Here is a 26,409-nt window from a genome sequence, read left to right on the forward strand (position 1 = left end):
ATGTTTTTGAACGGCTACCACATGCCAAGAATGAAAACGACTTAAAAGCCCTACTTCCGCAGTATATGTCAAAGAACGATTGTTGAGCGTACATAATCAGAGCTTCTTTTAAAAGGTGGGCCTCTTCTGACGGTTACAATGATCTATCACAGAAGTTTTTTAGACAAACATGAAGCAGAAATTTCTTTATTCCAATATATTGAGGCCTACTACAATCGCAGAAGACGTCATTCCAGCAATGGCTGGCAGTCACCTGCTGAATTTGAAATCAACTGTCAGGAAAATGTTTTTGTGGCTTAACTAACTGTCCAGAAAAGTGTGGCAGGATCAACTTTTTGAAAATTTATAAAAATAACTTTATTTCTTATGACAAAAAACTTAGCAACACCATTGAAGCAAGGCTCATTCCTGTCAATTTCAGAATTATCCGCTGGAATACTTTGGACTGGAAAATTAAGGCTGAACAGGAATGGGAAATTCATCGCTCCATCCCTGATGGATGGGAACCGGCTGTTGATTTTGACTTGAATGTCCAAGGTCAAATCCACAGGCTTACTATACACTCAGCAACATTAATACGAGACTTGCACCCGTACTCACAAAATCTGGCACGAGAAGGAAAGAAAATTAAAGATGTCACTACCCGGATGACCATTACTTCTCGGCGTAAGATTAATCCCTCGGTCCGGTTTGAAGCTGTTAAAAAAGTCTAAAGTACAAAACGAGCCCAATGAAGTGAGCAAAACATGAAGACCCGAAACCTCAGAAAATAAGAGCGGACATAGAGATCATCTCCCTGCATCCGCTCTTCACCACTAACAAACTACGATTTATTCACCACAGCAGATTAACCACAACCTCAACATACTAAAATAAATAGATATTTTATAAAAACAGTCACGAAATAGTCATAAATTGTACAAAAACAAGCTATATACCATCATTTTTTAGGCATTATATGGCCAAAAAAAAGCATATTTGGGCTATGTGAACCGGCTGTTTACCCCCCCCATTTTACTGGCAAGGACATACCTGGTACCACTTCTATCCCCCTCTTTGTCGAGCAATTCCTCCTGAACGAGGCCCTTCAAAGCAGCGGACACAGAACTATCAGAGTGTCCTTTTTTATCAGACTTGAAATCACCAGCCTTTATCGTTTTTCTCGTATGCGCTAATTCCATCATTTCTTCCTGCAAAGAACTTAAACCGTATTCTTTCAGGTCAAGATCAGCCTTATAAGAACTATCCTCATGGATAACTTTTCGAGAAAAGATTCCATTATTATTCGAGTACACGACCCGAAAAGGACTCAGTTGATCCCCGTGCAAAAACCGGGAATCAACGATTTCGACATCAATAGCAGTACCCTGACTTCTATCACAGTCTTCAGGTCTTGATAATCTGACAACCAGATCTGCGTCATCGCTGATCTTACCGGTTCCACGGATCTTACCATCCTTGTTAGTGTGATGAACAAGAATCACACTAACACCTTTAGCATTCAATGATCGTATCCATATTTCCAGCTTACGCCAAAGCTCTGGACTTGTTTCTGCTCCAGGGGAAATCAACTTTCCCAGATTGTCGAAAAACACAACTTTGGACCTTGAGTCCTCAATCTGCTTCTGTATCCAGTTCTGATCAGCACTCTGAGAGATATCCAAAACTTTACCTATTTCACGCATAGGTATGATTCTGATGTTTTTTGCATCCGAGTCATTACCGTAAAGAGCTTTGATATTATTCAGCCTCGACTTTATCTCATATCCGGGAAGTTCAGCATCAACAAGAAGCACGCCACATGCCTTGGAACACTTAAACCTTGTGTCGTAATCTTTGCCAAGGGCAATTGCCATTAACAAGTCAAATGTGAAAAACGACTTTCCGGTTTTCTGAGCACCGTGGATTACGACAAACTCGCCTGCAGCAAACAACGGATCAAGCTGGTATACTTTATTGTCAGTAGACGGCAAACTGTCGATTGAATAAATTTCTTCACGCCTAGCATCAACAACAGGAGCTGTTATACCATGATCCCGTTCAGCGATCCTGAAGAACCGCTCGACAGACTTTTCAAAAACGCCTTGCATTTAATATCTCCTTTATTAATGAAGTTTGTATTAACTCCAAGTTCCTGAAGCCTTTGATAAAGACGCTTACCTAACTCCATTGAAACTCGACTATGTGTATCGTAGCAATAGGACACTTCCCGGCCTTTAATAATTTTCCAGTCGATTTCAGAACAGAATGAGAGTTCGCCAGACCACGTAGAAATGAATTCCAACGAATCTTTCAAACGCCACGCTTCATGCAAATCGCTATAGATTCGCACGGGCAGGTCTCGCTTGTTGTACAACCTGTCTAGATTGAAGATTATCGATGAAGCCGGGGGAGCTACAAACTCCCACCTATAACCACCCTGAACACCTGCATGTTGACATGTCCTAAGGAGAAGAACCTGCTCACGGCTAGACGATTTTTTCCAACAACAAACGGAAAAGGAGGGCCTCCCATACGGATTTAAAAAAGGATAAACCCACCCGGGGGGGCCCAAAACAGGATGACGAATGCAGCCCACATATTCGACCTCATAAGGATCTGAAATAAACTTAAATCCAGAAACTCTTTGTATTTGCCGTACAGAACTCTGATGGATATCTATGCAGCCATATCTTGCAAGTTCAACAAATGCGTTTTCGTATGAACACCCTTTAATATGCTGCGTTAGAGCCAAGATTCCATTACGATAAGAAGGCTGACAACCATATGCATAGGGTTCCATCCACCACTCACCAGACCAGTGATAAACGTTCCGTGTTCTGATTTGAGGCTGTCCCATACTACCATAAGAAAAATAGCACGATTCCTGTTCTCTATAACACTCATTAAAAGGCTTCAGAACATACGAGATATAGCCATCGCTAAAAATATTCCCATTCTTTCGTCCTGCGGGAATCAATTTTTCAAGAATAGGCAGAGGATTAAACTCAGAGGACATATAAACTTCATCAAGTTTACGGACAATATCCTGCACGCTTTGTCTTGGGTCTTTAATTCGCAGTTCAAGCGATTCACACGTTATATCCGGCATAGAAAGGATACTGGAAGCAAACATATTAGACATGGCCACCCCCCACCCTTTCTACATTAGGATCCACCCTGTGACACATAACAAACTTTTCGACATCTTCGACGAGGTAGCGAACAGATTTCCCTAGCTTCACATAAGGCATTCCACGCCTGAAATGGCGATCTTTCCTGATTTTAGAAAGGGAGTAGCCAGTCATTTCAGAGACCTTCTTCTCATTCAACAATTGTAAAGACATAATTTTACCCTCCAGTTACATTTTTTTGAACACAGAGGACAAGCTAGGGTAGTTAAGAAAAAGACTCTTTGGCGAGAAAATGGAAAAAATGAAAAACGATCATCCCTGGGGACAACCGTTCTATAATAGGCTCTACTCACGCCACATTTTATTACCTTCTATATACCGCTATAAACGTCGCAATGATCCGTATTTATATCCTTAGATACGTTAAGCATGACTCTTGTTATGAGCTGATTTAAACAGGCTGAGGAAATAGTCGAGACAGTAAACATACTTGGCAACTGTTGTGACAATGAAGGTATTGATGCAGCAATGTTCGGACTTAAAGGAGCTCTTGATAAAGCATACTCCAGATTGAAGAAATCAAATAGACCCGTATGGACGGTTTCGAAATACCTAAGCACTTACTGCTAGCCACAATGACAAACGTTGTCCGAGAACCGCTGAACATGCTTTAAAAGTTAAGCGTATTAGTGTAGAATCCAGCCGCTGGCATCGATGATTATGACTACGATCAGGGTGAAGTCGCATTCGACCTAACATTTGCCATTGATCCCAAAATGGAGCTTGCCGCACATGGAAACATTGTCTGACCTGCAGCAGGGCGGCAAACTGATCGGAATCATCTCCCACGTATCTACACTGAAAAAAAGAATCAGCCCCAGATAACCATCACACCTGCCTCCGGCGGCCGCAGTTCACTGTCCGGCTCGGTGAGTAAAAAGGTGGTTAAAAATGAAGGATATGTTATGGATAAACAGACTCTAAGCATCTTATTTAGCGGGAAAATTTTCAAAATACCTAATTATCAAAGAGGATACGCCTGGAAAGAAAAGCAATGGAACGAATTAATTGAAGATATTGATGCTCTTGTTACGGATGAGAGAGTCAAATCACATTATACAGGTACCGTTGTTACCTTTTCCCCCAAGGACAACACAGCTGTTTACAACCGGAAGCCTGTGAAAGTTGTTGATGTCGTTGACGGGCAACAACGCCTGACTACTGTATGTCTTTATGTTGCTGCCATTATTAGAGCTTTGGTTGCAAATGGGGAGCCTGACTATGCACAGGACATCCCTGAATTTCTATATCACGATACTACCTGCCGCCTAACCTTGAACAATTCCACTGATGATCTTTTTTATCAATTGATTAAAGATGGAAAGCCAAGAAGTGAGGTAGCAACACCTCATCAAAAACGTCTAGTTGCAGCTTCTGAAAAGTTCTCAGGTTATATCGAAAAGCAATTGAACGACAAAAACAGAGGGATCGAGCATTTAAAACAACTCTTCGCGGCAATAACGGGTAGCCTAGTGTTTACCTATTACACCATTGAAGAAGAGTGTGAAATCGGAATGACATTTGAACTGATGAATTCTCGCGGAAAAGGACTTTCCATTCTTGAACTGTTGAAAAACTATCTCATGCATTGGATATCAAGGAATGGAACAGATGAAGAGAGAAAGCCGCTAACTGACATTGTCAATAGTGCATGGAGAGATACATACAGCAATATAGGAAAATCCTCTGGAAGCGATGAGCAATGTCTCCGAGTTGCTTGGATTTTGTATTGCCATCATCTGCCAAAAAACTGGAAGGGTTACGATGGATTTAAATCAAAACAATATATTCCGCTTAGGGAGTTTTCTGTTAAAAGGAGAGACGAGGTAAAAGACTTCCTTGCATCTTTTACTAATGGCCTTGCTGAGATATCTAAGCATTACAGTGTAATTGTCTCGCCTGCACAAAACAATACACGGAGTAACCGTGAGCTGGATTGGCTTACAAAAATTCACAACACTGGTAATATTGCCAATTTCCTTCCTCTTATGATAGCTGCACGCATTCTCTGTGAAGACAAAAAGATTGATGAAGATTTGTATGTCAAGTTGCTTGAATCATTAGAGTGTTTTGCATTCAGGGTCTTTTTGATTGAAGGAAAGAGAAGCAATGCGGGTAAATCGAGCTTTTATCGCTGGGGTAAAGAACTTTTCAAGAATGAGCATTCAGCAGAAGATATTGTCAGCTTTGTACACAGCCTAATTCGATACTATTCACCTGAAAACGAGTTTGTTGAAAAGTTGAACAAGCCATCAAGTTGGTACTCTCGACGTCATTCGCTCAAGTACACACTTTTTGAATACGAAAAGCATCTTTTGGATAGCGAGAGTAAGGGCCAAAAACCACGGGTAACGTGGGCGGATTTATCCAGACATTCAACTATTGAGCATATTTTACCGCAAACTCCAAAGAAAGACTCTCACTGGCTCAAAGTTTGGAATGTTGATGATATTAATAAATACCTCCATGATATAGGGAACCTAGTTCTCACAAGAGATAACTCAAGCTATTTGAATTTTGAGTTCGTTAGAAAAAAAGGCGATGTAGGTACTGGTGTTGGATACAGCAATTCCGATATCAGGCAGGAACGAAAAATAGCAACATTCCTTGAATGGGATAAGAAAGCAGTTGAGACTCGTCGAACAGAATTAGTTAAATGGATAACCTGCCGATGGAAGACTGTTGAGGTTGTAGCCGCATCTGACGTGGATGAAGATGCTGATGAAGAGCTAATCAGTGAATGACTATATGTCTGATGTTATAAATCGAACCCAAGACTGCTTGGTTGGCCAGTTCGCCGGTGATGTGCTGGTAAGTCTGGTTAAGTTCCAGTCCCCGGATGGTGTACGAGAACTGGCGAGATGGCGAGACATGAAATACTATTGCAGGTCAGCCTACCGATGAGTCCGAGATGAGTCTGCACCTTGCCCGAATGCTGGTGAAAATGGGTTCGCATGATCCGAAGACAGCACGTAAGGAATATCAATCAGGTCAATAGAGCCATGATGCGATCAGCCCGCTCGGTATCTTCGGAACCGTATTTAAACTGAATCGGGTGGTTGAATAGGCATGAGGGACACTGTTAGGCGCTGTGTACGGTCGAAAGACTATTCCGGCCCAGTTTTAACTCGACTCCCTGCAAAACTGCACAGAGACCGGATATCTGCAAGTACGCCATCCTCGCCCGGAATGCTTCTGGCCGGTTGATGTTCTGGAGCGGTTTGGGCGGTTGATGGAGAAAAGAACATGAATTTATTAGAAGGTAGCTTTGAAGAAAGGCTTAGGAAGATTATCTCATTTGCATGGCAGGTTTTTATGGAAAAAACAGGCACGGACTTGTTGCCGATTACCAAAGAAGCATCAATGCAGTTGCAGTATTCGTATATTTTACAACAGGTTATTCCTCTAATCTGTTTCCATGAAAATGAAACCGTAAAAATTGAACTGGAAACAGGTGTCACAGTTAATGGCAGGAGCCGTGAAATCGATTTAATATTAGACGGAATTAACTCTCAAGGCTGTCACAGAATCGCTGTCGAAATGAAGTGTTATCGGACACTTGCCTCGTCAGGAGGAAAGCGTGGGGCCACTGATATTTTCATGAAGGATGTCTATGAGGACCTGAGCTTATTGGAAGAGTATTGTAACTATGCCGGTTTTAATCGTGGTGTCGCCTTGGTTATGAACGATATGGAACGACTTGTATCTCCAAAGAAAAAAGATGGAAAATGTTGGGACTATGATATTTCACATGGCACCCAAATAAGTGATGTACATCTGACAACTCCGATTGGGGGGAAACAAATCAATATTCGGCTCAACAAAACATACGATTTTATATGGGTCCAAAAGGGTCAATTTTGGTTTTTGGAAAATGAAGGATTGTAGGGATTTGGCCAATCTAACTTGACCTAGAGAGTCGGCTGGCTTTGCTACTTCCGAACTAACAAGTCTGAGGAACTTCAAAAAAAACTAAATAAACACCGAATTCCCGTTCAGATTTGGAAGGTACCGAGACAACGGTGCGGCAATGCAAGGCAGATAAAGGCCCCAAAAAAGACCTTAGACTTCTATAAAATGTTTGACGTTGAAATACACTCACAAGTCAGCAAACACATGAGAAGTCCAATTAAGACCCATGGATACTGAAATCCAGCAATTAAATCTTAATCACAATCAGGATGCCCCATAAGTCTTTCCTTCCATTTTCCTCATTTTCACCCCAAAGGTTGGACATACGGTTGGACACAAAAAAAGGTTTACAACAATATATGTCGTAAACCTTTGATTTATATGGTGACCCCGAAAGGAATCGAACCTTTGACACCAAGATTAGGAATCTTGCGCTCTATCCGACTGAGCTACGGGGCCACTTTATATGAAAACAGGCCGGATAAAGTTATTACCCGCCTGAGCTGAGAAGATATATACAAGTCGGTTTTCTATTGCAAGATTTTTCTTATATTATTTCCAATAAGTCTCAAACTGCGCCACCTCTTTTAAATAGTTCAACATACCGACATAATTCTTATATAAAAAGTGATTATCTATGTCGCATTTTGTTGACAGCGGTATTTTTTCATGCAAATGAAGCAGCAGCTTAACAGTGTTAAGTGATGGAGATTTACTAGATGACAATACATGCAACGACATTAGAAAGCACTCAGCTTCCGCTTAAAATGCTGATACTTGATGCGGCGCGAAAACTCTTTGCCGAGCACGGCTACGCGCAGGTATCCATGCGCAAGCTGGCGACCACCATCGGCTATTCGCCTACTACTATATATCATCACTTCAAAGACAAAAAGGAATTATTCCTGTGTCTGACTGAAGAAACATATCGAGAATTTTTGCAGGCAATAAACGAGATCCTTTCCGTTTCGAAATCTCCGAAAGCTGCACTGAAAAATATTTTGCACACTTTCGTAACAATGGGACTTCAAAATCCTAATGCTTACAGAGTCGGATTTATGATGGAAACAGATCTATGGAATACCAAAGACTCACACTTTGAGCATAATCCTCTGGGCAAAACCATGTACGACCGCATCAACTCGTGCGTGAAAAAATGTATGCCGCCAGGCTCGTCGGAAGAAGATATTCTTGTGACTTCAAATTCAGTTATAGCAGCAGCACACGGACTTACCGCCCTGCTGGTAACATACCCGAACTTCGAATGGGGTCCGGTTGAAAAATTAAAAAGACAAGTCATCGACTCTGCAGTAGACGCAATCGTCTAATAGAATAAAAGGATTTATCAAATGAACAAAAATAGAAAGTCACCAAAAAATAATGTGAGCAAAAAAAGCAATAGAAGCCGTAATCAGGTTGTAGCGCTATTGCAACCCAAAGAAGCTCTTAAACGAGTTGTCAGCCGCTTCCGCTCGCTGCAAAGTCCTGACGGATATTGGGTCTTCGCTCTTGAAGCTGATGTAACTATTCCATCAGAATATATAATGTTCCAAAGATTTCTGAACCGTAAAATGGACCCGAAAGTTGCTGAAAGACTCGGTAACTATATCCGTTCCAAACAGATGCCTGACGGTGGCTGGCCCCTTCATGATCACGACGGCCCTGTTAACATCAGTGCCTCTGTAAAAGCCTATATGGCTCTTAAAGTACTTGGCGATGACAAAGAAGCTGAACACATGGTGCGTGCCCGTCAGATAATCCTTGCAAAAGGCGGCGCGGAAACCGCAAATGTTTTCACACGCATCTGCCTTGCAACCTTCGGACAGCTTCCATGGCACTGCCCTCCGGCTATGCCTATTGAAATCGTGCTGTTGCCGAAATGGTTCTTCTTCCATCTGACCAAAGTTTCCTACTGGTCAAGATCGGTTATTTATCCATTGCTTATTATTTACGCAAAAAAACCTGTATGCAATCTGCGCCCGGAAGAATCCGTTCCTGAGCTTTTCTGCAAGCCTCAAGAAGAATTGATTTATATCGACAGATATAGAGATAAAGGAATGCGGAAAAATCTCTTTATTCTGCTTGATCGTATCATGAAAAGGACAATACATTTAATCCCGGACTCCATTCATAATAAAGCTCTTAAATACGCTGAAAACTGGACCCGTGAACACATGGCCGGACGCGGTGGTATAGGTGCAATTTTCCCAGCAATGGCAAATGCCGTAACGGCTATGAGTCTGCTCGGTTATGATGAGTCAGACCCGGATTACGCACGCGGCCTGCAAGCCGTTGATGACCTCATGGTAGACAGATTTAATGTAAGCGAAGAATCCCCTTGGGAATTCACAGTCGTAACAGGAGGCCGCGAGCTTTCCGCAGCGCCCGAACTTGACATTTCTCCGAACAAAGGGACTGCCGAGAATCTGGAACAATGCATGTGCCAGCCCTGCAACTCTCCTATATGGGACACCTGCCTGACTCTTTCCGCCATAGTCGAGGCCGGAGAAAACATAGACAGCAAACTGGTTCAGAGCACAATTAAATGGTTGTTCGACCAGCAGATATTCTTCAAAGGTGACTGGATTTCGAAAGCTCCAAGCCTTGAAGGCGGCGGATGGGCTTTTCAGTTCGAAAACACTTTCTACCCGGATCTGGACGACACCGCTATGGTCCTGATGGCGATGGCTCGTGCCGGAGTTCTGAAAATGGAAGAACATCGCGAGAATTTCATTAAATCTGTAAACTGGCTCATCGGAATGCAGTGCACAGGCGGAGGTTATGCAGCGTTTGATATTGATAACGACGCTCTCTACCTGAATGATATTCCTTTTGCCGATCATGGAGCACTGCTTGATCCACCTACATCCGACCTGACAGCTCGCGTACTCGAACTGCTCGGTGTTATCGGATACAACAAGAGCTTCCGTCCGATTAAAGAAGGAATTGAATTCCTGAAAAAAGAACAGGAAGACGACGGTTCATGGTTCGGACGCTGGGGTGTTAACTACATATACGGAACTTGGTCAGTTCTTTGCGGACTGCGTCAGGTCGGTGAGGATATGAACTCTTCATATGTCTGCAAGGCTGTTGAATGGTTTGAAAATCACCAGAATAAAGATGGTGGATGGGGTGAAACCTGCCTAAGCTACAATGATCCCCGCTATGCCGGAATGGGCGAATCAACTCCATCGCAAACATCATGGGCCCTGCTTGGGCTGATGGCTGCACACAAAGTAAACAGCAAAGCCGTAAGTAAAGGTATCCGCTATCTTCTCGACACCCAGAAAGACGACGGTAGCTGGGATGAAAAATATTTCACAGGTACCGGCTTTCCTAAAGTCTTTTACCTGCGTTATCACGGATACAGTCAGTACTTCCCCATGTGGGCATTAGGCGTGTACGAACGATTCTCGGCCGGAGAAGATTCTCAGCAAATACTGATGCGTCTCTCATCCCCCTTGGATCTCGGCAAAAAGTGGTAGAAGCGGCGATGAATGATACCATGATTATGAGCTCTGTCGTCCCGGCATATGAAACCGGCCCGGACGACAGAATGCACTACCATTGGCTGATGTGCCGGTTACAGGAAGCAGCAACCATGCACGCCGACCGTGAAGGGTTCGGCGTCGCGCAGTTGGGTGGTAAAAATTGCTTCTGGGTGCTGACCTCCATGCGTATCGAGATAAAAAAACTCCCACGGCGGGAAAAAAACTTTTCTCTTACTACATGGTCAAAGGGCGCGAAAAGACTCAGAGCATTTCGTGAATTTTCTGGATGCGATGAAAGCGGAAATGAAATTGTCCGTGCAAGCTCGGAATGGATGATATTAGATTCCGAAACAGGAAAACCCCTTAATATAGATTTATTAGGCTTAGACCTTCTCCCTAAAACTGAATCTATATTTAAAGATGAATTAAAGAGAATCCGCCCCGGAAAACCTGAAAATGAACTTAATAGTTTCCGCATCCCCTACAGTTCACTTGACGCAAGCGGTCACGTTAACAACACAGAATATTTACGGTGGGGTATGGATGCCCTTCGGACCTACGGCGCTGCCCCGAAAAACATTAATTCGATCCGTATAGCTTTTCTTTCCGAAGTTTTTGAAGGAAACACTCTTAAAATTATGGGCTGTGAAAAAAATCAACAAAAATTTGAGTTGATAGGCTTTAACGAAACCGAAAATAAAACGGCCTTTGCTCTTCAAGTGCAATGAAAAGCAGTAGATGCGCCGCATACAGCTTGACTTATCAAATCTTATTAGATAAAAATACCGCCTTCCATGTCATATAAAAAATGAAATATTTCAGTTCAACGCTGATCTTTTTTCCTTTTTCTTATAATGAGCTCGATCAAAACGATATGCTGCAAAATGCAGTATATTTAACGAATTTAAAGTTAAGATTTTATCCCCGCCAAACGGGATCAATATAAAACGTCTTCCGCAGAGAGAGAGTTGTTATGCTAGTTGCAGGAAATGAAATTGAAGTAGAGCAAGGCGCCACAATCGGCGAAGTACTCAAAGAAGCCCTGTCTAAAAAACAGTTCAAGAGTGCTGTTGCGGCAAAATGCTGCGACTCATTTATTGACCTTTCATCCCCCGTTCCTGCGGACTGCACAACGCTTGAACCTGTCATGGATACGTCTGATGAAGGAATTGAAATAATCCGTCACTCTACAGCTCACCTTATGGCTGAAGCTGTAAAAAAACTTTTCCCCACAGCAAAAGTAACCATCGGCCCTTCAATTGCCAAAGGCTTTTACTACGATTTCGAATACGAACGCCCTTTTACACCTGAAGACCTTGAAGCTATTGAAGCCGAAATGCTTCGCCGTGTAGGAGCTAACGAAGAATTTTCAAGAGAAGAGCTTTCCAGCGCAGATGCCAGAGAAAAATTCGACAAAATGGGTGAAGCCTACAAGGTGGAACTTATTGACGACCTCGGCGCTGAAACTGTTTCTATCTATACAAACGGTGATTTCTGCGATCTTTGTCGTGGACCTCACGTTGCCCGCACAGGTATGCTTAAGGCTTTCAAGCTCCTATCTGTTGCAGGAGCCTACTGGCGCGGCGATGAAAATCGTGCCCAGCTTCAGCGTATATACGGAACCGCTTTTGCGGATGCTAAAACGCTGAAAAAACACCTACACCACCTCGAAGAAGCCAAAAAACGTGATCACCGCAAACTCGGAACTCAGCTGGATCTTTTTTCAGTGAACAACGAAGTCGGCGCAGGAATGATCATCTGGCATCCGAAAGGCGCTCTCATCAGAGCTGTCCTTGAAGACTTCGAACGTAAAGAACATCTGAAACGCGGTTATAGTTTTGTTCAGGGTCCACTTATTCTCAAAAGAGAACTATGGGAACGCTCAGGACATTACGATAACTATCGTGAAAATATGTATTTTACTGAGATTGACGATCAGGCATACGGTATCAAACCTATGAACTGTCTTTCTCATATGCTGGTTTTTAAATCCAGAATTCGCAGCTATCGCGACCTTCCACAGCGCTATTTTGAGCTTGGAGTCGTACATCGCCACGAAAAATCAGGTGTTCTGCACGGATTGTTGAGAGTGCGCTCCTTTACTCAGGATGATGCACACATTCTCTGCCGTCAGGATCAACTCAGAGATGAAATTATCGGCGTAGCAAAATTCGTCGGCGATATAATGAATCTTTTCGGATTTAACTATGAAGCGGAAATCAGCACCAAGCCTGAAAAAGCTATCGGTTCCGAAGAAGATTGGGATAAAGCAACTTTTGCACTGAAAGATGCACTCGATACAATGGGCATGGAGTATTCAATTAATGAAGGTGATGGAGCTTTTTACGGCCCCAAAATCGACATAATTATCAAAGATGCGCTTGACCGTCGTTGGCAGTGTGCTACTATTCAGTGTGATTTTACCTTGCCAGACAGGTTCGACTTAGTATATGTGGGCGAAGACGGTGCGAAACACAGACCAGTAATGCTACATCGCGTCATCCTCGGCTCCATTGAAAGATTCATCGGAGTCCTGCTCGAACACACAGGTGGAGCTATGCCCGCTTGGTTATCTCCTGTTCAGGCAAAAATACTTACTGTTACTGACACTCAGAACGAATTCGCCGAAAAAGTCTTGCGATTTCTGCAAGAAAAGGGCATTCGTGCTGAGGTTGATATACGCAATGAGAAATTGGGCTACAAAGTACGGGAAGCTCAATTAGAAAAGATCCCGTACATGTTGATAATCGGCGACAACGAGGTCGCAGCGGAATCGGTCAATGTAAGGGCCCGCGACGGGGAAGACCCGGGACTCAAGCCTCTTGATGAAGCGGCAGAGCTTATTTCGACCGCCATCAACGAACCATTCAAACGCGGAGGCATGAGCTATAGCTTTTCATAAAGACGGCAGGCGCCCCTATCGCAGGGAAGACGGAGCCCGACGAAACGAACGTATTCGAGTTCCTCAGGTTAGAGTTATTGATGATCAAGGCGAGCAGTTGGGAGTAATTTCAACAGCTGATGCGCTTGAACTAGCTATGAGCCGAGGACTTGATTTGGTAGAAGTTGCAGAAAAGGAAGATCCACCTGTATGCAAGATTATGGACTATGGTAAGTTCAAGTATCAGCAGCAGAAGCGCAAGCAGGAAGCCAAAAAGAAGCAAACTGTCATCCAGATCAAGGAAGTAAAGTTTCGACCAAAAACCGATGAGCACGATTACCAGACAAAGCTCAAGCATATTCGCCGTTTCCTTGATGACGGCGATAGATGCAAGGTCACCATATTTTTCCGAGGACGGGAAATCGTCCACAAGGACAGAGGGTTGATTGTCTTGGAACGCGTCAGAGAAGATACTAAGGATATCGCCAAAATGGACCAGGCGCCTAGATCTGAAGGCCGCACCATGAACATGATGTTGGCTCCTATAAAAAAATAAGGTTTTGTCCGACGCTCTAAGTTGTCGGTTATATCCCAAGGAGGATAGAAAATGCCAAAAATGAAAACTAGAAGAGGCGCTGCAAAGCGTTTCACTAAAACTGGTACTGGAAAATTCAAGCGCCGCAGACAGGGTCTTCGTCATATCCTGACAAAGAAAAATGCAAAGCGTAAGAGCAGATTAGGTCAGAGCACAATCGTTGACAGCGCCAACATTGGTCAAGTCAAACGCATGCTCCCCTACGCATAAAGCTCTTTTTTAAATTAATAGTATTCCTACCCGTGCTTAGATGCATACGGGTGGCCTTTCGGAGGATTCGGAATGAGAATTAAACGTGGTATGGCTGCTAAGAAGCGGCACAAAAAATATTTAAAGATGGCCAAAGGTTTTCGTGGTTCCGGTAGCACTCTGTACCGTACCGCTAGAGAACGTGTAGAACGTTCGCTTTGCATGGCTTACGTCGGACGTAAAGTTCGTAAACGTGAAATGCGGAAACTTTGGATTCAGCGTATTAATGCCGCCGCTCGCTTGAATGATATGTCTTACAGTCGTTTCATCAATGGCCTTTCCAAGGCCGGTATTGAACTCAACCGTAAGATTCTGGCTGACCTGGCCGTAAGCGACACTGTTGCTTTCGCCAAGATCGCTGAGCTAGCTAGAGCACAGGTAAGCTAAAGATGTCGGACGCAAAGTCCCTGCTACAGGAACTGGAAAGCCTGGTCCCGGAGTGTAAAGCTCGTCTGGACCAGGCTTCTTCTTTATCAGATCTGGAAGAACTCAGGATTGAAAACCTTGGTCGCAAGGGTCGCCTTGCCAAGATTATGTCCGGTCTTCCCTCCCTCTCCAGTGAAGATAAACCTATCGCAGGTAAAAAAGCCAATGAAGTCAAAACAGCTCTCACAGAACTGATAGAGGGAAGGCAGTCCCAGCTTGAAAGAGCTGCCATAACAGAGAGCTTATCCCGTTTCGACCCGACTATGCCCGGTCGTACTCCTCACAAAGGATCACTCCATCCTGTCACTTTGGTGATGGATGAAATTTGTGATGTGTTCGTCGGACTTGGTTTTGAAGTCGTAACAGGACCCGAAGTTGAAAACGACTGGTACAATTTTGAAGCCCTGAACATTCCGCCTGAGCACCCCGCAAGGGACATGCAGGATACTCTGTATATTTCAGACTCTATTTTGCTGCGCACGCATACTTCACCTTTGCAGATTCGCACCATGAAGGATAGAAATCCTCCTTTGGCTGCAATCGCTCCGGGGAAAGTATACCGCCGGGATTCAGATCTTACCCATACCCCGATGTTCCACCAGATTGAAGGCTTTCTGGTAGATCAAAATGTCAGTATGGCGGATCTCAGAGGCACGCTTACCGCATTCGTTCATCAGCTTTTCGGACCGAAAACAGAAGTTCGTTTCCGTCCAAGTTTCTTTCCATTTACCGAGCCTAGTGCGGAAGTTGATATTTCCTGCGTTATGTGCGGCGGAAAAGGACATATCGACGGTAAACCTTGCCGGGTCTGCAAACAGACTGGCTGGGTTGAAATTCTTGGTTGCGGAATGATGGACCCCAACGTCATGGAAGCGGTCGACTACGACACCGAAAAATATTCCGGTTTCGCATTCGGACTTGGTATCGAACGCGTTGCTATGCTGAAATACGGCATCGGCGATCTGCGTATGTTTTTTGAAAACGATATCCGGTTTCTAGAACAGTTTTCCTAACCCTTGCTAAGGGATTGCAGGACAGGATTTTTTTATCCTGTCCTGCAATATTATTTTAAAGACTGTTCCCCTTTCACGAACATATTCATAAAAATTTTCTGGTCCGTGCACCTTACGAGGTAAAACCGGACCGCCGGAGGCCCCCAATGCTTTTAAGCATGCAATGGCTACGCGATTTCGTTCCTTACGAAGGCGAAATTCAGGAACTTGGCGACAGACTGACTATGCTCGGCCTTGAGCTGGAAGAAATTTACAATCCTTTCGAAGCTATCTCTCCCATAGTGGTCGGACACATTGTTGAATGTGGCGCGCACCCTGAAGCTGAAAAGCTTTCAGTTTGTAAAGTTGATGTCGGAGAAGCTGAACTTCTTGATATCGTCTGCGGCGCACCCAACGTTGCCAAAGGACAGAATGTCCCCGTAGCAAAAGTCGGTGCAGTTATGCCCGGCGGCCTTAAAATAAAAAAGGCTAAGCTTCGCGGTATTAAGTCTCACGGCATGATCTGCTCCGAAAGAGAGCTTGAACTTTCTGATGCCCATAAAGGCATCATGGTTCTTCCTGAAACATTAAAAGCTGGACAGAATTTTGTAGAGGCGATGAACCTCGAAACAACAATTCTCGACCTTGGAGTCACTCCTAACAGAGCTGACTGTCTTTCTATTTTAGGTATAGCCAGAGAAACTGCTCTCGGCTTCAACTTGCCGCTTACCATGCCTGCACTCAATCTTATTGAGTCCGGTGGCAACGCTGCAGATATGTTGAAAATTAATATCGACGATCCAGACCTCTGTCCTCTTTATCAGGCCAGAATTCTCGAAGGTGCGGCTATCAAACCCTCCCCTGACTGGATGCGTTACCGCCTTCTTTCAGTCGGAGTTAGACCCATCAACAATATCGTTGACGTTACTAACTATATTCTTTTTGAGCTTGGACAGCCCCTGCACGCCTTTGACCGCGATCTGCTGAAAGGCAATTCCATCAAAGTCGGACTTGCTTCCGACGGACTTAAGTTCTCCACTCTTGATGAGCAGGAACGTACTCTAAAAGATTCCGATCTGCTTATCTGGGACTCTGAACGTCCGGTAGCTCTTGCCGGAGTTATGGGCGGCATGAATTCTGAGATCAGCAATGAGTCAAAAAATGTAGTCCTTGAAAGTGCAGTTTTCAGACCCGGATTAATCCGTAAAACAGCCCGCAGACTCTCTCTGCCTTCTGAGGCTTCTTACAGATTCGAACGCGGCGTAGATCAGCAGCTTAATACTTTTGCAATGAACAGAGCCGCTCAGCTTATGAGTGAACTTTCCGGCGCAAAAGTTATTTCAGGAGTTGCCAAGAACGAACCGAAACCTTGGCAGACTCGCACTCATGATTATCGCCATGCCCGCTGTAATTCATGGCTCGGACTTTCACTCGATCCGGAATTCAGCAAAAATGCGTTCACCCTCATGGGACTCGAAGTAAATGACTCCGACGCAGACCGCTGGAAAGTAACCACTCCTTCATTCAGACTTGACCTCGAACGTGAGGCTGATCTTTATGAAGAAGTTGCGCGATACTTCGGTATGGATAAAATTCCTTCCGTTCTTCCTCGCATTTCTAAAACTTTCGATTCAGCTGTACTCGCTGATACACCTTACGGCTTCTTTCGCAGAATTAAGCAATGGGGACGCGGTGTAGGCCTTCACGAAGCTATCAACTACAGCTTTGTAGGTGATGAAGATCTGGATCTACTTGGACTTCCCACCGAAGGACGGGTTCACATAGCAAACCCGCTGAGTGAAGATCAGAATGTACTGCGTACCGAGCTTGCTCCGGGAATGCTGAATACTGTCCGCCATAATCTGGCACAGGGCAATACTCATATCAGAATTTTTGAAATCGCCAAAAACTTTGTGGAAGATACTACATCCGACACAAACACCCGTGAGCAGACCAGAATAGGCGTCATGCTCACCGGACAGCGAAATGCGGCTGAATGGCCGCATGAACACGGCGACGTCGACTACCTCGATATTAAAGGGCTTATTGAGCATCTTATTTGTGACCTTAAACTGGAAACTCCTGAAGTTTCTCTCGTTGAAGGCCACTCATATCTTGAACCTTGTATCAAAATTGAATGCGGCAACGACGAAGTCGGATTCATGGGTATGATCAAACCTGATATCGCTGACAAATATCACGCAAAAAAAGAAATTTGGATGGCAGACCTCAATGTCGAAATCCTGCGTGATAAAGTCATGAATCATGATATTCAATTTGCTCTGCTCCCTGTTTTCCCTCCTTCAAGAAGAGACGTGACCGCAATAGCCCCTGTCTCCCTTCATGCCGAGGCAATCCAAAAGGCAATTCTCGGACTGAAACTGCCACTGCTTGAATCTGTCGAACTGGTTACTGTCTTCACCCCGGAAGGACAGGACACCGAACGCAATATATCCTTCCGCCTGACTTACCGTCACGCCAATAAGACTCTGAAGGATAAAGAAGTAGATAAGGAACATGCAAAAGTGCTTTCCGCTCTGGAAAAAGCGCTTCCTGTTCGTTTCTAATACGACACCATAAATAGAAACTTAATACCCGTGTGGATTTATCCACGCGGGTATTTTAATTTTCACATAAAAATAAAAAAGCTTTCAAAAAAAATTCAAATTGACCTATTATAAATTTAAGATACTGACAAAATTCAGCAGGATGACAAATCCCTCCGAGTCTGTAATAAAAGATTATTATGTCAGTGACTAATTTTTATATACATATAAACGGGATGAATTATGGCGCGTAAGACCAAAGAAGAAGCAGAAAAGACCAGACAAGCCTTGCTCGCATCTGCTTTTAAAGTATTCAGCACTAAAGGCTATGCTAAAACAACACTGCAAGATATTGCTGAGGATTCCGGAGTCACCCGAGGCGCAGTCTACTGGCATTTTAAAAATAAAACAGACCTGTTCGAAAAACTGCTTGATCATGCTTTTCTTCCCGTTCAAAGTATTATTTTTTCTAAATTTGATGAGAAATCCTCCCCTAAAGAAATTCTTGTCACCCTTATGAAGATATGGCTTAACCATGCTACTTCTGACAAAAATTTTCGCACAGCCTTTGAAATAATTTTCAATAAAACCGAATGGTCAGATGAACTTATGCCCTTCAAACTCAAATATAAAGACGAAGAGTTTAAGTTTATCAAGCAAGTTGAATTAATTTTTGAAAGGGGAATTAATGAAGGGGTATTCCGTAAGGATTTAAAACCGGCGGTAGCCTCAGCATTTTATTACTCCAGTCTTTTCGGACTAGCACAATATTCTCTCTTTTTTGAAAAAGAACTTGATATCAATAAAGAAATTGACATGTTTATAAACATGTTTTTACACTCATGCCTATGCAAAAATTAATCACTTTTTTCACACTTTTCATTCTATTACTGGCAAGCTCCGCAAGTTGCGAAGAAAAAATATTGTTCCCGACAAACGAATTCAAACTCGGTTATCAGGGAATGTACATGTATTATGATGAACCGGATATAATGCACGAAAAAGGCATTATGAATGGCGGATTCGGATCATGGACCGGCTATTTCACGGAACACCTGATTATGGTGAATGTGGAAGCTGAGGGTGTTGTAGGTTCGCTTAAATATGACGGACAGCGTAGTGACGGAAGCAAACTTAAATGCGATACTGATGACTATTTCATCAGTGCCAGAGCTACCGTAGGTAAAGGATTCGACTTCGGAGATATCGGCCTGACTCCTTATACAGGAATTGGCGGAAGATATTGGTACGACAATATAAAAACCACCGGTGGATACGAAAGAGAAATTAAACAAATCTACGTGCCTGTTGGTGTAAACATCATAGCAAAAATGGATGATGACTGGTCTGTCGGCGGAACACTCGAAGGAGATCTCTTTCTCGGTGGAGAAGTTAAAAGCAAACTGTCTCAAGCCGGTCCTGAATACTCAGATGCCAAAAACACCCAAGAATTTATGAAAGGCGGTGGAGGAAGGGTTTCCATGTTCATGGAATACGACCTTGATTCTTATTCCGTCGGAGTTGAACCATATTTCCGCTACTGGCAATTTGCCAAATCAAAATCTGACACTGTTCAGTACGGAGGCTCAATGGCAGAAGTTGTTGAACCTAAAAATAAATTCTATATGTCAGGACTCAGGGTTTACTTAAAGTTTTAGTTTAAATTCTAAACCTGACTTTTCAAGATCTATTTACAAAATTTGATCTTAATAATAAATCCCTTGCAAAGTATAAAACTCTGCAAGGGATTTATTATTAACAAAACACTGTAATATACTGTTAAAGCTGGAATTCACCTTTAGCATAGATTACAACTTCACGCCCGTCTTTAAGCTTGGCATATACTGTTTTATCAAGAGTATTTACTAAGTCCCAATGTAGTGCGGAGCTATTGTAGCCCAACTTTTCTTTCAACTCAGCATCAAGTTTAGTCTGATCTCCTGCATAAGTGTCGGCATATGACGCACCGACGGCTACATGACTATTTCCGAACTCTCCGCCATAATTTTCATCATAAAGAGTGTTAGCCATAAACTTATCAATTCTGGAGAAGCGACGATCCGTCAACGAAAATTCTCCGAGACGCGAAGCTCCCGGGTCCATGGCAATCTGCTTTTTAACAAAATCTTCGCCTTCTTTCGCAGAAACATCAGTAACTACCCCATTTTCAAAGGTCAGCTTAACACCTTCAACATAGTTACCGGACCTGAATGAAGGCTGGTCGGCATAAAAAACACCCGAAGTGCCACGCCAGTCCGGTGATATGAATAATTCAAAACTGGGGATATTATGGCCGGAAACACCTATCCACTGCCTCATTTCACCATGCAGGACTGTCAGGTCCATTCCTTCGGAAACAATACGGTAGGACTTAATATCCAGCCCATTAAGCCAGTCTTTAACTTCAGTAGCCTTATTAAAAACGCCCTTCCAACTGGCAGCGGGATCTTCATCATCCAGATAACAGGCTTTTACAATCTGAGCTGTAAAATCTTCGAGTGAAAGCCCGGCTGATTCCGCCATAGCTTTGGTCGGATAAGAACAAAGCGTCCAGCCGAGCTCTCCTTCCTGCTCACGGATATCCATAATATCCCGAATATACTTTCTTGCCACTGCAGACTTTCCGATACGTGATGGATCAACATCTGCCAGATGAGTTAAAGAAGAAGGTGCAAGAAGCACGATAAGCCCGTTAAGTTTTTTAGTTAATTCTTCATCTCCGGGCGCAATGAAAGTAACCTGATCATCATTTCCCGAACCATAAAAACTTTTTTCCATAGAAGGAGTAAGACTTAGTCTCGACACAGGATTCAAGCCTTCGTCTATAAGCCTCTTAAACACAACCTCAGCAAGAGGCAGAGCCTCGGCTTCGTAACGGATCATAATAACGTCGCCCTTCTCGTAGGGCTTAGTTCTGGCGGTAGTAAGGCCCCACCATAAAGCTTCAACATATTTTTCAAGTTGCTTTTCAGTCAACATAATATCTCCTGATTACTTTGCTATATTTATTTGCAGGACAGAGGAACTAATCCCAACGGTTGCATACGTTTTGGATACATTTGAAATGGTAATTACATTAAACAAAAAAGCAATAACATTTAATTTTTTTATCTAAACGAACGAAAAAAGGAACCTCGCACCACAAGGTTTCTTTCGTTTTTCATCACTGGCTCCTTGACACGGGAGAGGCTTGTGGCTATCCAAATTTCAAAAGCCCTGTATCGGGGTGTAAGTTGGATTACTAAATTCAGCTCAACCATATTGTTAAAGACTGCGCAGCCGTTATGGCATATTTTAGTGCAGACTATCAGTGGCTAAAAAATCAATCTTTTGGAGGGTAACACCATGGGCTACGCTATCACTATTGATACAGAAAAATGTAATGGCGACGGTGAATGTGTTGATGTTTGTCCTACCGAAGTTTACGAACTTCAGGACAACAAAGCCGTTGCAGTAAATGAAGAAGAATGTCTTGGTTGCGAATCCTGCATCGAAGTTTGCGAACAGGGCGCTATCACTATCGAGGAACAATAGACCGTTCCTTGTCTTGACAAGTTTTAAAGGCGGGAATCAGGGTTTACCCGGATTTCCGCCTGCTCTTTAAAAAATTTTGGAATCACCGCACACTCAGTATCGATTCCCCGACGGAGCGTAAATTTCTTTTTTGCCCCCTTTTGATCTCACCGCACAGATGGATTATCTCTACAGATTTTAAATTACTGCCAATTACCGTTAAAATGCACTTTTTTCAGCCAGAAGATTGACTGCTGAAATTAAAGACTTAGTTAATATGAGTTTAAGCGGAATCAATTCGCAACTCTTTGATTAATATATTCTACGGAGGTTTAGCTTTGGACTTCACCAATATTTTCGAAAAATATGAAGCCCTTGTTGCAGAAGTGGACAAGGCTTTCAAAACAGTATCCGAACAGACAGATGACGGCATCAAATGCGGAAAAGGTTGCAGCGACTGCTGTCACGCTCTTTTTGACCTAACTTTAGTTGAAGCTATTTACCTGAATCGCAAATTTAATGAAAATTTCCGCGGAATGAAACGCTCAACAGTGATGCAGCGTTCTGACGTTGCCGACAGAAGCATTCATAAAATTAAAAGAAGAGCCTTCAAAGCCAGTCAGGCAGGCACATCTGCACATGAAATCATTAAAGAAATTTCACTTGCCCGCGTCAGATGCCCGCTTCTGGGTGACGACGACCTTTGTGAATTATATGATTTCAGACCTCTCACCTGCCGCATATATGGTGTTCCCATGAACATTGGCGGTGAGGCTCACTCATGCACCAAATCCGGTTTTTCATCCGGCAAGTCCTATCCGACAATCAACATGGATAATCTTCAGACAAAACTCGTTGCACTTAGTACCGAACTGACTGAAAGTATCAATTCCAAACTCAAAGCTCTGCCTGAAATGATTGTTCCTGTATCAATGGCTCTTGTCACAGACTACACTCCTGAATATTTAGGAGAAAACACAGGCAATGCCAAAGAAGAAGTTGAAGCTCCGGTAGCAGCTCCTTCCGAAGCATGCAGCACCTGCTCTGAAGACAAAAGTGCCTGTGCCAACTGTAATTATACAGTTTCACTCGGTGCCGCTCCAGATGCGGAATAAATCAGTCAAGATTCCGAGGAGGCTATATAGTGAGCAAGATAACGTTTGAAGAAATAGAAGAACAGAAGAAGATGATGTACGCCAAGCTTTCGCCACGCAGGCGCAGGTTTGTCGATAAAATTGGATACGATGAATGGGACCCGTTCCAGCTCCCGATGGATCCCATTGACTTGCGTAAAGATGTTACCGGCAGAACTTCTCAGCAGCTTTGCGAAGAGTTTCTGCAAAATGTTCAAGCAAACAGAAACTCCGAATATGCTCAGGCTGCCTCGGAGTTCGGCGTGACTCTGGTAATGAACTTTGAACGAGTCAGACCAATTTTTGACTTTTGTGTTTGGTATAACGAGCATCTTGAAAGAGAAGGAAAAAAGGCCTGATCTTATCAATTTCAAACCTTTTTCGAAACTAAGAGGATACTCCTGTGCAGAAATTTGATAATATTGATGATTACATTACTGATCTTGAAGATAAAAAAGCAAAAAGCCCGAATTGCAGCAATACACGCTACAACCTCGGAGTTGCATATCTTTCCAAAAGAGACTTCATGGAAGCTGAGCGTGAATTTTTAGCTGCTATTGATGAGTCCCCCAAAATGGCTGAAGCATATGTTCAGCTTGGCGGAATTGCTTTCCAGCGCGACGACCTCAAAGGCTGCCTCAGCTACAACATAGCGGCTACACAGCAGCGTCCTTTCTTTGCTGTTCCCTGGGGAAACATTGGATTCGTATACATGCAGCAGGGTGACGTAGAAAAAGCCATCCAAGCTCTGAAACGCGCAATCAAATACGATCACAATTTCGTTCAGGCTCTTTCTACTCTTGGAAGCGCTTACTACCATCAGGGTGAAGTCGAAGACTGTATTGAAGTTTGCGAAAAAGCTGTAAAGCTCGCAGACACTTTCGGCCCAGCATGGAACAATCTGGCTCTATGTTACTCCGACAAAGGAGACTACGCTAGAGCTGTTGAATGCATAGACAAAGCAATTGCAACCGGATTCGAAGTCCCTGCTGAATTTCTTAAGGAAATTGAAGCACACCGTTAATCCGTTCATATAAAAATATTCTTAAAAAAACCTTCCGCCCTTAATTGGACGGAAGGTTTTTTTATTTGCAGATCATTTTTTTTAGAAGTAAAGTCAATCTCGAAAAGTAACACAAACACTCTCTCACACTGCAACCACCTAAAAAGACATATCAAATGCTACCTAAAAAAACAGATACTCCTGAAATAAGTGCCAAATCTATGGCTAAAATTGCCCCGCGACACTTAATAGCTCCTTGCGGGCTTGATTGCTCCCGCTGCGTAGGTTGTGTTGAGGGCAGTGTGGCAGAGCATGCGCTTGCAATAGCAGAAACAATGGGAAATAATTTTCAGACCTATGCCGACCGCTTAAAAACATTCAATCCTGCAATGAATGAATATTCATCTTTCCGTACACTGCTGGACTCCCTTGCAAGCCCGAACTGCGGAGGATGCCGTTCCGAAAACAAAACTTGTCTGCCCTCTTGTAATATTGCCAACTGTGTAAGCGAACGAAACATCGAATTCTGTTTCGAGTGTACCGATTTCCCCGACTGCAAAAAAACAGGACTTCCCGATTCCTTATTAGAGCGCTGGAAAAAAAACAATAACTTAATGAAAAACACAGGGATCGAAAATTTTATCAAGGGGCTGGCAGAAAGGCCCCGGTATCCATAAAATGAATATCTTAAAAAAAATTTCTTAACGGTTGTATTTTTATATTTCTTTGATATTCTTCAGTTACAGACACAAACTTGGAGGACAAAATGTCACTCAGTCATCTTGCAGGAAAACCAGCTCCACCTGAAATACTTGAAAATATTCCTAAACTGGTATCGGCCTATTACACGATAAAACCGGACCCATCCGTGCATTCGCAGTTGGTGGCTTTCGGAACATCAGGTCACAGAGGCTCATCCTTTGACGGTTCCTTTAATCAAGAACATATCTGGGCCATAGCCCAAGCCATATGCGAATACAGAACCTCAATGGGCTACACCGGACCCTTGTTCATAGGAAAAGATCCGCACGCTCTTTCCGAGCCGGCACAAAGTTCCGCACTCGAGGTTTTTGCTGCCAACGGTATTACCGTCTTTGTAAATGACAAAGGATACACTCCTACCCCGGCAATTTCACACGCTATTCTTTCTTACAACAAAGGAAGAAAAGACGGCTTTGCAGATGGAGTAGTAATCACACCGTCTCATAACCCACCCCGAGATGGTGGATTTAAATATAATCCGCCCAACGGCGGCCCGGCCGGCACAACTTCCACCAGCACTATTCAGAACAGGGCTAACGAAATTCTGAAAAACGGTCTTAAGGATATTAAACGCATTCCTTTGAATCGTGCATTTTCAGCGGACACAACCCATGAATTTGATTTTGCGACTCCATATATAAACGACCTCGGTAATATCGTAGATATGGAAGCTATTGCAGCGGCAGGGCTTAGCATCGGTGTTGATCCGCTCGGCGGGGCTGCAATTGATTTCTGGGAACCCATTGCTGAAAAATACGGATTAAATCTCAGCGTAGTTAATAAGAAAATCGATCCTGCCTATTCTTTTATGCACGTAGATAAAGACGGCAAAATCCGTATGGACTGCTCATCTCCCTACGCAATGGCAGGGCTGATTGAACTTAAAGATAAATACGACATTTCCTTTGCCAACGATCCGGATACAGACAGACATGGCATCGTTACCAAAAGCCGCGGGCTGATGAATCCGAATCATTATCTCGCTGTCGCAATTGAATACCTCTATACAAACAGACCTCTATGGAAAAAAGATCTGGTTGTCGGAAAAACTCTTGTTTCAAGCTCAATGATAGACCGTGTTGCAAAATCCATTGATCGCAAACTCATGGAAGTTCCGGTAGGATTCAAATGGTTCGTGGAACCACTTCTTGCCGGCACCTGTGGATTTGGAGGTGAGGAAAGTGCAGGTGCATCCTTCCTTAGAAAAGACGGAACAGTCTGGACCACCGATAAGGACGGTATCATTATGAATCTTCTCGCAGCTGAAATAACTGCGAAAACAGATAAAGATCCCGGCGAGCACTATACAGACCTTGAGAAACGATTCGGACACCCTGTTTATAAACGGGTTGATGCCCCCGCAACCATGGAGCAGAAAAAAGCTTTCAGCATATTAACGCCTGATATGGTCAAGGCAAAAACCCTTGCCGGAGAAACTATCGAAGCACGACTGACTGCTGCCCCCGGTAATGGCGAAGCTATCGGCGGACTGAAAGTTGTGACCGAAAACGGCTGGTTTGCAGCCCGACCTTCAGGTACAGAATCAATATATAAAATTTACGCCGAATCATTCAAAGGACTGGCTCACCTTGTAGCTATTCAGGAAGAAGCCGGAAAAATAGTTAATGAAGCCTTTGAACAGGCTCTTAAATAAAAGTCATCAAAAAAATTCAAAAAAAATGAGCAACCCTAATGTGATGGGTTGCTCATTTTTTTAACTTTTTTCACTATAG

24 protein-coding genes, 1 tRNA gene and 1 pseudogene are annotated in these 26,409 nt (G+C 43.4%); 21 read left to right on the forward strand and 5 right to left on the reverse strand.

What is annotated here, in order from left to right; translation table 11 throughout:
* Window positions 1-138: 138 nt before the first annotated feature.
* A pseudogene (locus tag JEY82_RS16725) lies at window positions 139-300 on the forward strand (IS3 family transposase); the annotation flags it as partial.
* 35 nt (window positions 301-335) lie between these two features.
* The gene (locus tag JEY82_RS16730) at window positions 336-713 is read left to right on the forward strand and encodes a hypothetical protein (RefSeq protein WP_304087718.1); all 378 of its coding nucleotides are present in this window, start codon (window positions 336-338) and stop codon (window positions 711-713) included.
* A 270-nt stretch (window positions 714-983) separates the two neighbouring features.
* Here the strand turns inward: JEY82_RS16730 and JEY82_RS16735 are convergent, their stop codons facing one another.
* From JEY82_RS16735 to JEY82_RS16745, 3 genes are read right to left on the reverse strand one after another with little or no spacing between them, the layout of a single operon-like run.
* Window positions 984-2,090 (reverse strand): AAA family ATPase, encoded by a 1,107-nt coding sequence (locus JEY82_RS16735; protein WP_304087720.1) that lies wholly within the window; start codon window positions 2,088-2,090, stop codon window positions 984-986.
* Window positions 2,024-3,124: a hypothetical protein gene (locus JEY82_RS16740; protein ID WP_304087721.1), complete on the reverse strand. Its 1,101-nt coding sequence runs from the start codon at window positions 3,122-3,124 to the stop codon at window positions 2,024-2,026. The genes JEY82_RS16735 and JEY82_RS16740 overlap by 67 nt, the downstream gene beginning before the upstream one ends.
* A complete protein-coding gene (locus JEY82_RS16745; protein WP_304087723.1) occupies window positions 3,117-3,326 on the reverse strand; it encodes an AlpA family transcriptional regulator in 210 nt (69 codons plus the stop codon). The genes JEY82_RS16740 and JEY82_RS16745 overlap by 8 nt, the downstream gene beginning before the upstream one ends.
* A 752-nt stretch (window positions 3,327-4,078) precedes the next feature.
* On the opposite strand from JEY82_RS16745, the gene JEY82_RS16750 reads away from it, so the two are divergent.
* Window positions 4,079-5,917 carry a DUF262 domain-containing HNH endonuclease family protein gene (locus tag JEY82_RS16750; protein ID WP_304087725.1) on the forward strand — a complete coding sequence of 613 codons (1,839 nt, stop codon included), beginning with the start codon at window positions 4,079-4,081 and terminating at the stop codon, window positions 5,915-5,917.
* A 502-nt stretch (window positions 5,918-6,419) separates the two neighbouring features.
* On the forward strand, window positions 6,420-7,061 hold the full coding sequence (locus JEY82_RS16755) for a hypothetical protein (protein ID WP_304087727.1): 642 nt from the start codon (window positions 6,420-6,422) through the stop codon (window positions 7,059-7,061).
* A gap of 406 nt (window positions 7,062-7,467) precedes the next feature.
* Here JEY82_RS16755 and JEY82_RS16760 read toward each other — a convergent pair.
* Window positions 7,468-7,544 (reverse strand) — tRNA-Arg (locus JEY82_RS16760).
* A 260-nt stretch (window positions 7,545-7,804) separates the two neighbouring features.
* Here JEY82_RS16760 and JEY82_RS16765 point away from each other — a divergent pair.
* From JEY82_RS16765 to JEY82_RS16815, 11 genes are all read left to right on the forward strand, one after another.
* Entirely contained in the window at window positions 7,805-8,413 is a 609-nt protein-coding gene (locus JEY82_RS16765; RefSeq protein ID WP_304087729.1) for a TetR/AcrR family transcriptional regulator, read from the forward strand.
* A gap of 21 nt (window positions 8,414-8,434) precedes the next feature.
* Entirely contained in the window at window positions 8,435-10,570 is a 2,136-nt protein-coding gene (gene shc / locus JEY82_RS16770; RefSeq protein ID WP_304087731.1) for a squalene--hopene cyclase, read from the forward strand.
* An 8-nt stretch (window positions 10,571-10,578) separates the two neighbouring features.
* Window positions 10,579-11,304: an acyl-[acyl-carrier-protein] thioesterase gene (locus tag JEY82_RS16775; protein WP_304087733.1), complete on the forward strand. Its 726-nt coding sequence runs from the start codon at window positions 10,579-10,581 to the stop codon at window positions 11,302-11,304.
* Window positions 11,305-11,549: 245 nt separating this feature from the next.
* Window positions 11,550-13,478: a threonine--tRNA ligase gene (gene thrS, locus JEY82_RS16780; RefSeq protein ID WP_304087735.1), complete on the forward strand. Its 1,929-nt coding sequence runs from the start codon at window positions 11,550-11,552 to the stop codon at window positions 13,476-13,478.
* Window positions 13,465-14,013 carry a translation initiation factor IF-3 gene (infC, locus tag JEY82_RS16785; RefSeq protein WP_092160524.1) on the forward strand — a complete coding sequence of 183 codons (549 nt, stop codon included), beginning with the start codon at window positions 13,465-13,467 and terminating at the stop codon, window positions 14,011-14,013. Before thrS ends, infC begins: the two co-directional genes overlap by 14 nt.
* Window positions 14,014-14,064: 51 nt before the next feature.
* Complete coding sequence (rpmI, locus tag JEY82_RS16790; RefSeq protein WP_304087737.1) at window positions 14,065-14,262, forward strand: 50S ribosomal protein L35; 198 nt, start codon at window positions 14,065-14,067, stop codon at window positions 14,260-14,262.
* Between the two features lie 72 nt (window positions 14,263-14,334).
* Window positions 14,335-14,688, forward strand: coding sequence for a 50S ribosomal protein L20 (gene rplT / locus JEY82_RS16795; protein ID WP_092160521.1), 354 nt, complete (start codon window positions 14,335-14,337; stop codon window positions 14,686-14,688).
* A gap of 2 nt (window positions 14,689-14,690) precedes the next feature.
* Window positions 14,691-15,740 carry a phenylalanine--tRNA ligase subunit alpha gene (gene pheS, locus JEY82_RS16800; protein WP_304087739.1) on the forward strand — a complete coding sequence of 350 codons (1,050 nt, stop codon included), beginning with the start codon at window positions 14,691-14,693 and terminating at the stop codon, window positions 15,738-15,740.
* A 146-nt stretch (window positions 15,741-15,886) separates the two neighbouring features.
* Entirely contained in the window at window positions 15,887-18,286 is a 2,400-nt protein-coding gene (gene pheT, locus JEY82_RS16805; RefSeq protein WP_304087741.1) for a phenylalanine--tRNA ligase subunit beta, read from the forward strand.
* Between the two features lie 222 nt (window positions 18,287-18,508).
* On the forward strand, window positions 18,509-19,126 hold the full coding sequence (locus JEY82_RS16810; protein WP_304087743.1) for a TetR family transcriptional regulator: 618 nt from the start codon (window positions 18,509-18,511) through the stop codon (window positions 19,124-19,126).
* 62 nt (window positions 19,127-19,188) lie between these two features.
* Window positions 19,189-19,923: a hypothetical protein gene (locus JEY82_RS16815; RefSeq protein ID WP_304087745.1), complete on the forward strand. Its 735-nt coding sequence runs from the start codon at window positions 19,189-19,191 to the stop codon at window positions 19,921-19,923.
* Between the two features lie 121 nt (window positions 19,924-20,044).
* On the opposite strand, the gene JEY82_RS16820 is transcribed toward JEY82_RS16815, so the two are convergent.
* Window positions 20,045-21,244: an aminopeptidase gene (locus JEY82_RS16820; RefSeq protein WP_304087747.1), complete on the reverse strand. Its 1,200-nt coding sequence runs from the start codon at window positions 21,242-21,244 to the stop codon at window positions 20,045-20,047.
* Between the two features lie 366 nt (window positions 21,245-21,610).
* Between JEY82_RS16820 and JEY82_RS16825 the strand changes: the two genes are divergently transcribed.
* The 6 genes from JEY82_RS16825 to pgm all read left to right on the forward strand — a co-directional run bounded on the left by JEY82_RS16825 (window position 21,611) and on the right by pgm (window position 26,330).
* Window positions 21,611-21,799, forward strand: coding sequence for a ferredoxin (locus JEY82_RS16825; protein WP_304087749.1), 189 nt, complete (start codon window positions 21,611-21,613; stop codon window positions 21,797-21,799).
* Window positions 21,800-22,116: 317 nt separating this feature from the next.
* Window positions 22,117-22,893: a YkgJ family cysteine cluster protein gene (locus JEY82_RS16830; protein ID WP_304087751.1), complete on the forward strand. Its 777-nt coding sequence runs from the start codon at window positions 22,117-22,119 to the stop codon at window positions 22,891-22,893.
* Between the two features lie 29 nt (window positions 22,894-22,922).
* A complete protein-coding gene (locus tag JEY82_RS16835; RefSeq protein ID WP_304087753.1) occupies window positions 22,923-23,270 on the forward strand; it encodes a hypothetical protein in 348 nt (115 codons plus the stop codon).
* Window positions 23,271-23,314: 44 nt separating this feature from the next.
* The gene (locus tag JEY82_RS16840; RefSeq protein WP_304087755.1) at window positions 23,315-23,935 is read left to right on the forward strand and encodes a tetratricopeptide repeat protein; all 621 of its coding nucleotides are present in this window, start codon (window positions 23,315-23,317) and stop codon (window positions 23,933-23,935) included.
* A gap of 155 nt (window positions 23,936-24,090) precedes the next feature.
* Entirely contained in the window at window positions 24,091-24,591 is a 501-nt protein-coding gene (locus JEY82_RS16845) for a DUF3795 domain-containing protein (protein ID WP_304087757.1), read from the forward strand.
* Between the two features lie 89 nt (window positions 24,592-24,680).
* Window positions 24,681-26,330: a phosphoglucomutase (alpha-D-glucose-1,6-bisphosphate-dependent) gene (gene pgm, locus JEY82_RS16850; RefSeq protein WP_304087760.1), complete on the forward strand. Its 1,650-nt coding sequence runs from the start codon at window positions 24,681-24,683 to the stop codon at window positions 26,328-26,330.
* The last annotated feature ends 79 nt before the right edge of the window (window positions 26,331-26,409 follow it).

This window comes from Maridesulfovibrio ferrireducens (genome assembly GCF_016342405.1).
Taxonomy (GTDB): Bacteria; Desulfobacterota; Desulfovibrionia; order Desulfovibrionales; family Desulfovibrionaceae; genus Maridesulfovibrio; species Maridesulfovibrio ferrireducens_A.

Excerpts from the sequence above, each read along its gene's own strand:
- JEY82_RS16825 (WP_304087749.1), top strand. The coding sequence starts at position 21,611 with ATGGGCTACGCTATCACTATTGATACAGAAAAATGTAATGGCGACGGT.
- JEY82_RS16775 (WP_304087733.1), top strand. The coding sequence starts at position 10,579 with ATGAATGATACCATGATTATGAGCTCTGTCGTCCCGGCATATGAAACC.
- JEY82_RS16810 (WP_304087743.1), top strand. The coding sequence starts at position 18,509 with ATGGCGCGTAAGACCAAAGAAGAAGCAGAAAAGACCAGACAAGCCTTG.
- JEY82_RS16755 (WP_304087727.1), top strand. The coding sequence starts at position 6,420 with ATGAATTTATTAGAAGGTAGCTTTGAAGAAAGGCTTAGGAAGATTATC.
- thrS (WP_304087735.1), top strand. The coding sequence starts at position 11,550 with ATGCTAGTTGCAGGAAATGAAATTGAAGTAGAGCAAGGCGCCACAATC.
- JEY82_RS16745 (WP_304087723.1), bottom strand. The coding sequence starts at position 3,326 with ATGTCTTTACAATTGTTGAATGAGAAGAAGGTCTCTGAAATGACTGGC.
- pheS (WP_304087739.1), top strand. The coding sequence starts at position 14,691 with ATGTCGGACGCAAAGTCCCTGCTACAGGAACTGGAAAGCCTGGTCCCG.
- JEY82_RS16845 (WP_304087757.1), top strand. The coding sequence starts at position 24,091 with ATGCTACCTAAAAAAACAGATACTCCTGAAATAAGTGCCAAATCTATG.
- JEY82_RS16765 (WP_304087729.1), top strand. The coding sequence starts at position 7,805 with ATGACAATACATGCAACGACATTAGAAAGCACTCAGCTTCCGCTTAAA.
- rpmI (WP_304087737.1), top strand. The coding sequence starts at position 14,065 with ATGCCAAAAATGAAAACTAGAAGAGGCGCTGCAAAGCGTTTCACTAAA.
- JEY82_RS16750 (WP_304087725.1), top strand. The coding sequence starts at position 4,079 with ATGGATAAACAGACTCTAAGCATCTTATTTAGCGGGAAAATTTTCAAA.
- pheT (WP_304087741.1), top strand. The coding sequence starts at position 15,887 with ATGCTTTTAAGCATGCAATGGCTACGCGATTTCGTTCCTTACGAAGGC.
- JEY82_RS16820 (WP_304087747.1), bottom strand. The coding sequence starts at position 21,244 with ATGTTGACTGAAAAGCAACTTGAAAAATATGTTGAAGCTTTATGGTGG.
- JEY82_RS16740 (WP_304087721.1), bottom strand. The coding sequence starts at position 3,124 with ATGTCTAATATGTTTGCTTCCAGTATCCTTTCTATGCCGGATATAACG.
- rplT (WP_092160521.1), top strand. The coding sequence starts at position 14,335 with ATGAGAATTAAACGTGGTATGGCTGCTAAGAAGCGGCACAAAAAATAT.
- JEY82_RS16735 (WP_304087720.1), bottom strand. The coding sequence starts at position 2,090 with ATGCAAGGCGTTTTTGAAAAGTCTGTCGAGCGGTTCTTCAGGATCGCT.
- shc (WP_304087731.1), top strand. The coding sequence starts at position 8,435 with ATGAACAAAAATAGAAAGTCACCAAAAAATAATGTGAGCAAAAAAAGC.
- pgm (WP_304087760.1), top strand. The coding sequence starts at position 24,681 with ATGTCACTCAGTCATCTTGCAGGAAAACCAGCTCCACCTGAAATACTT.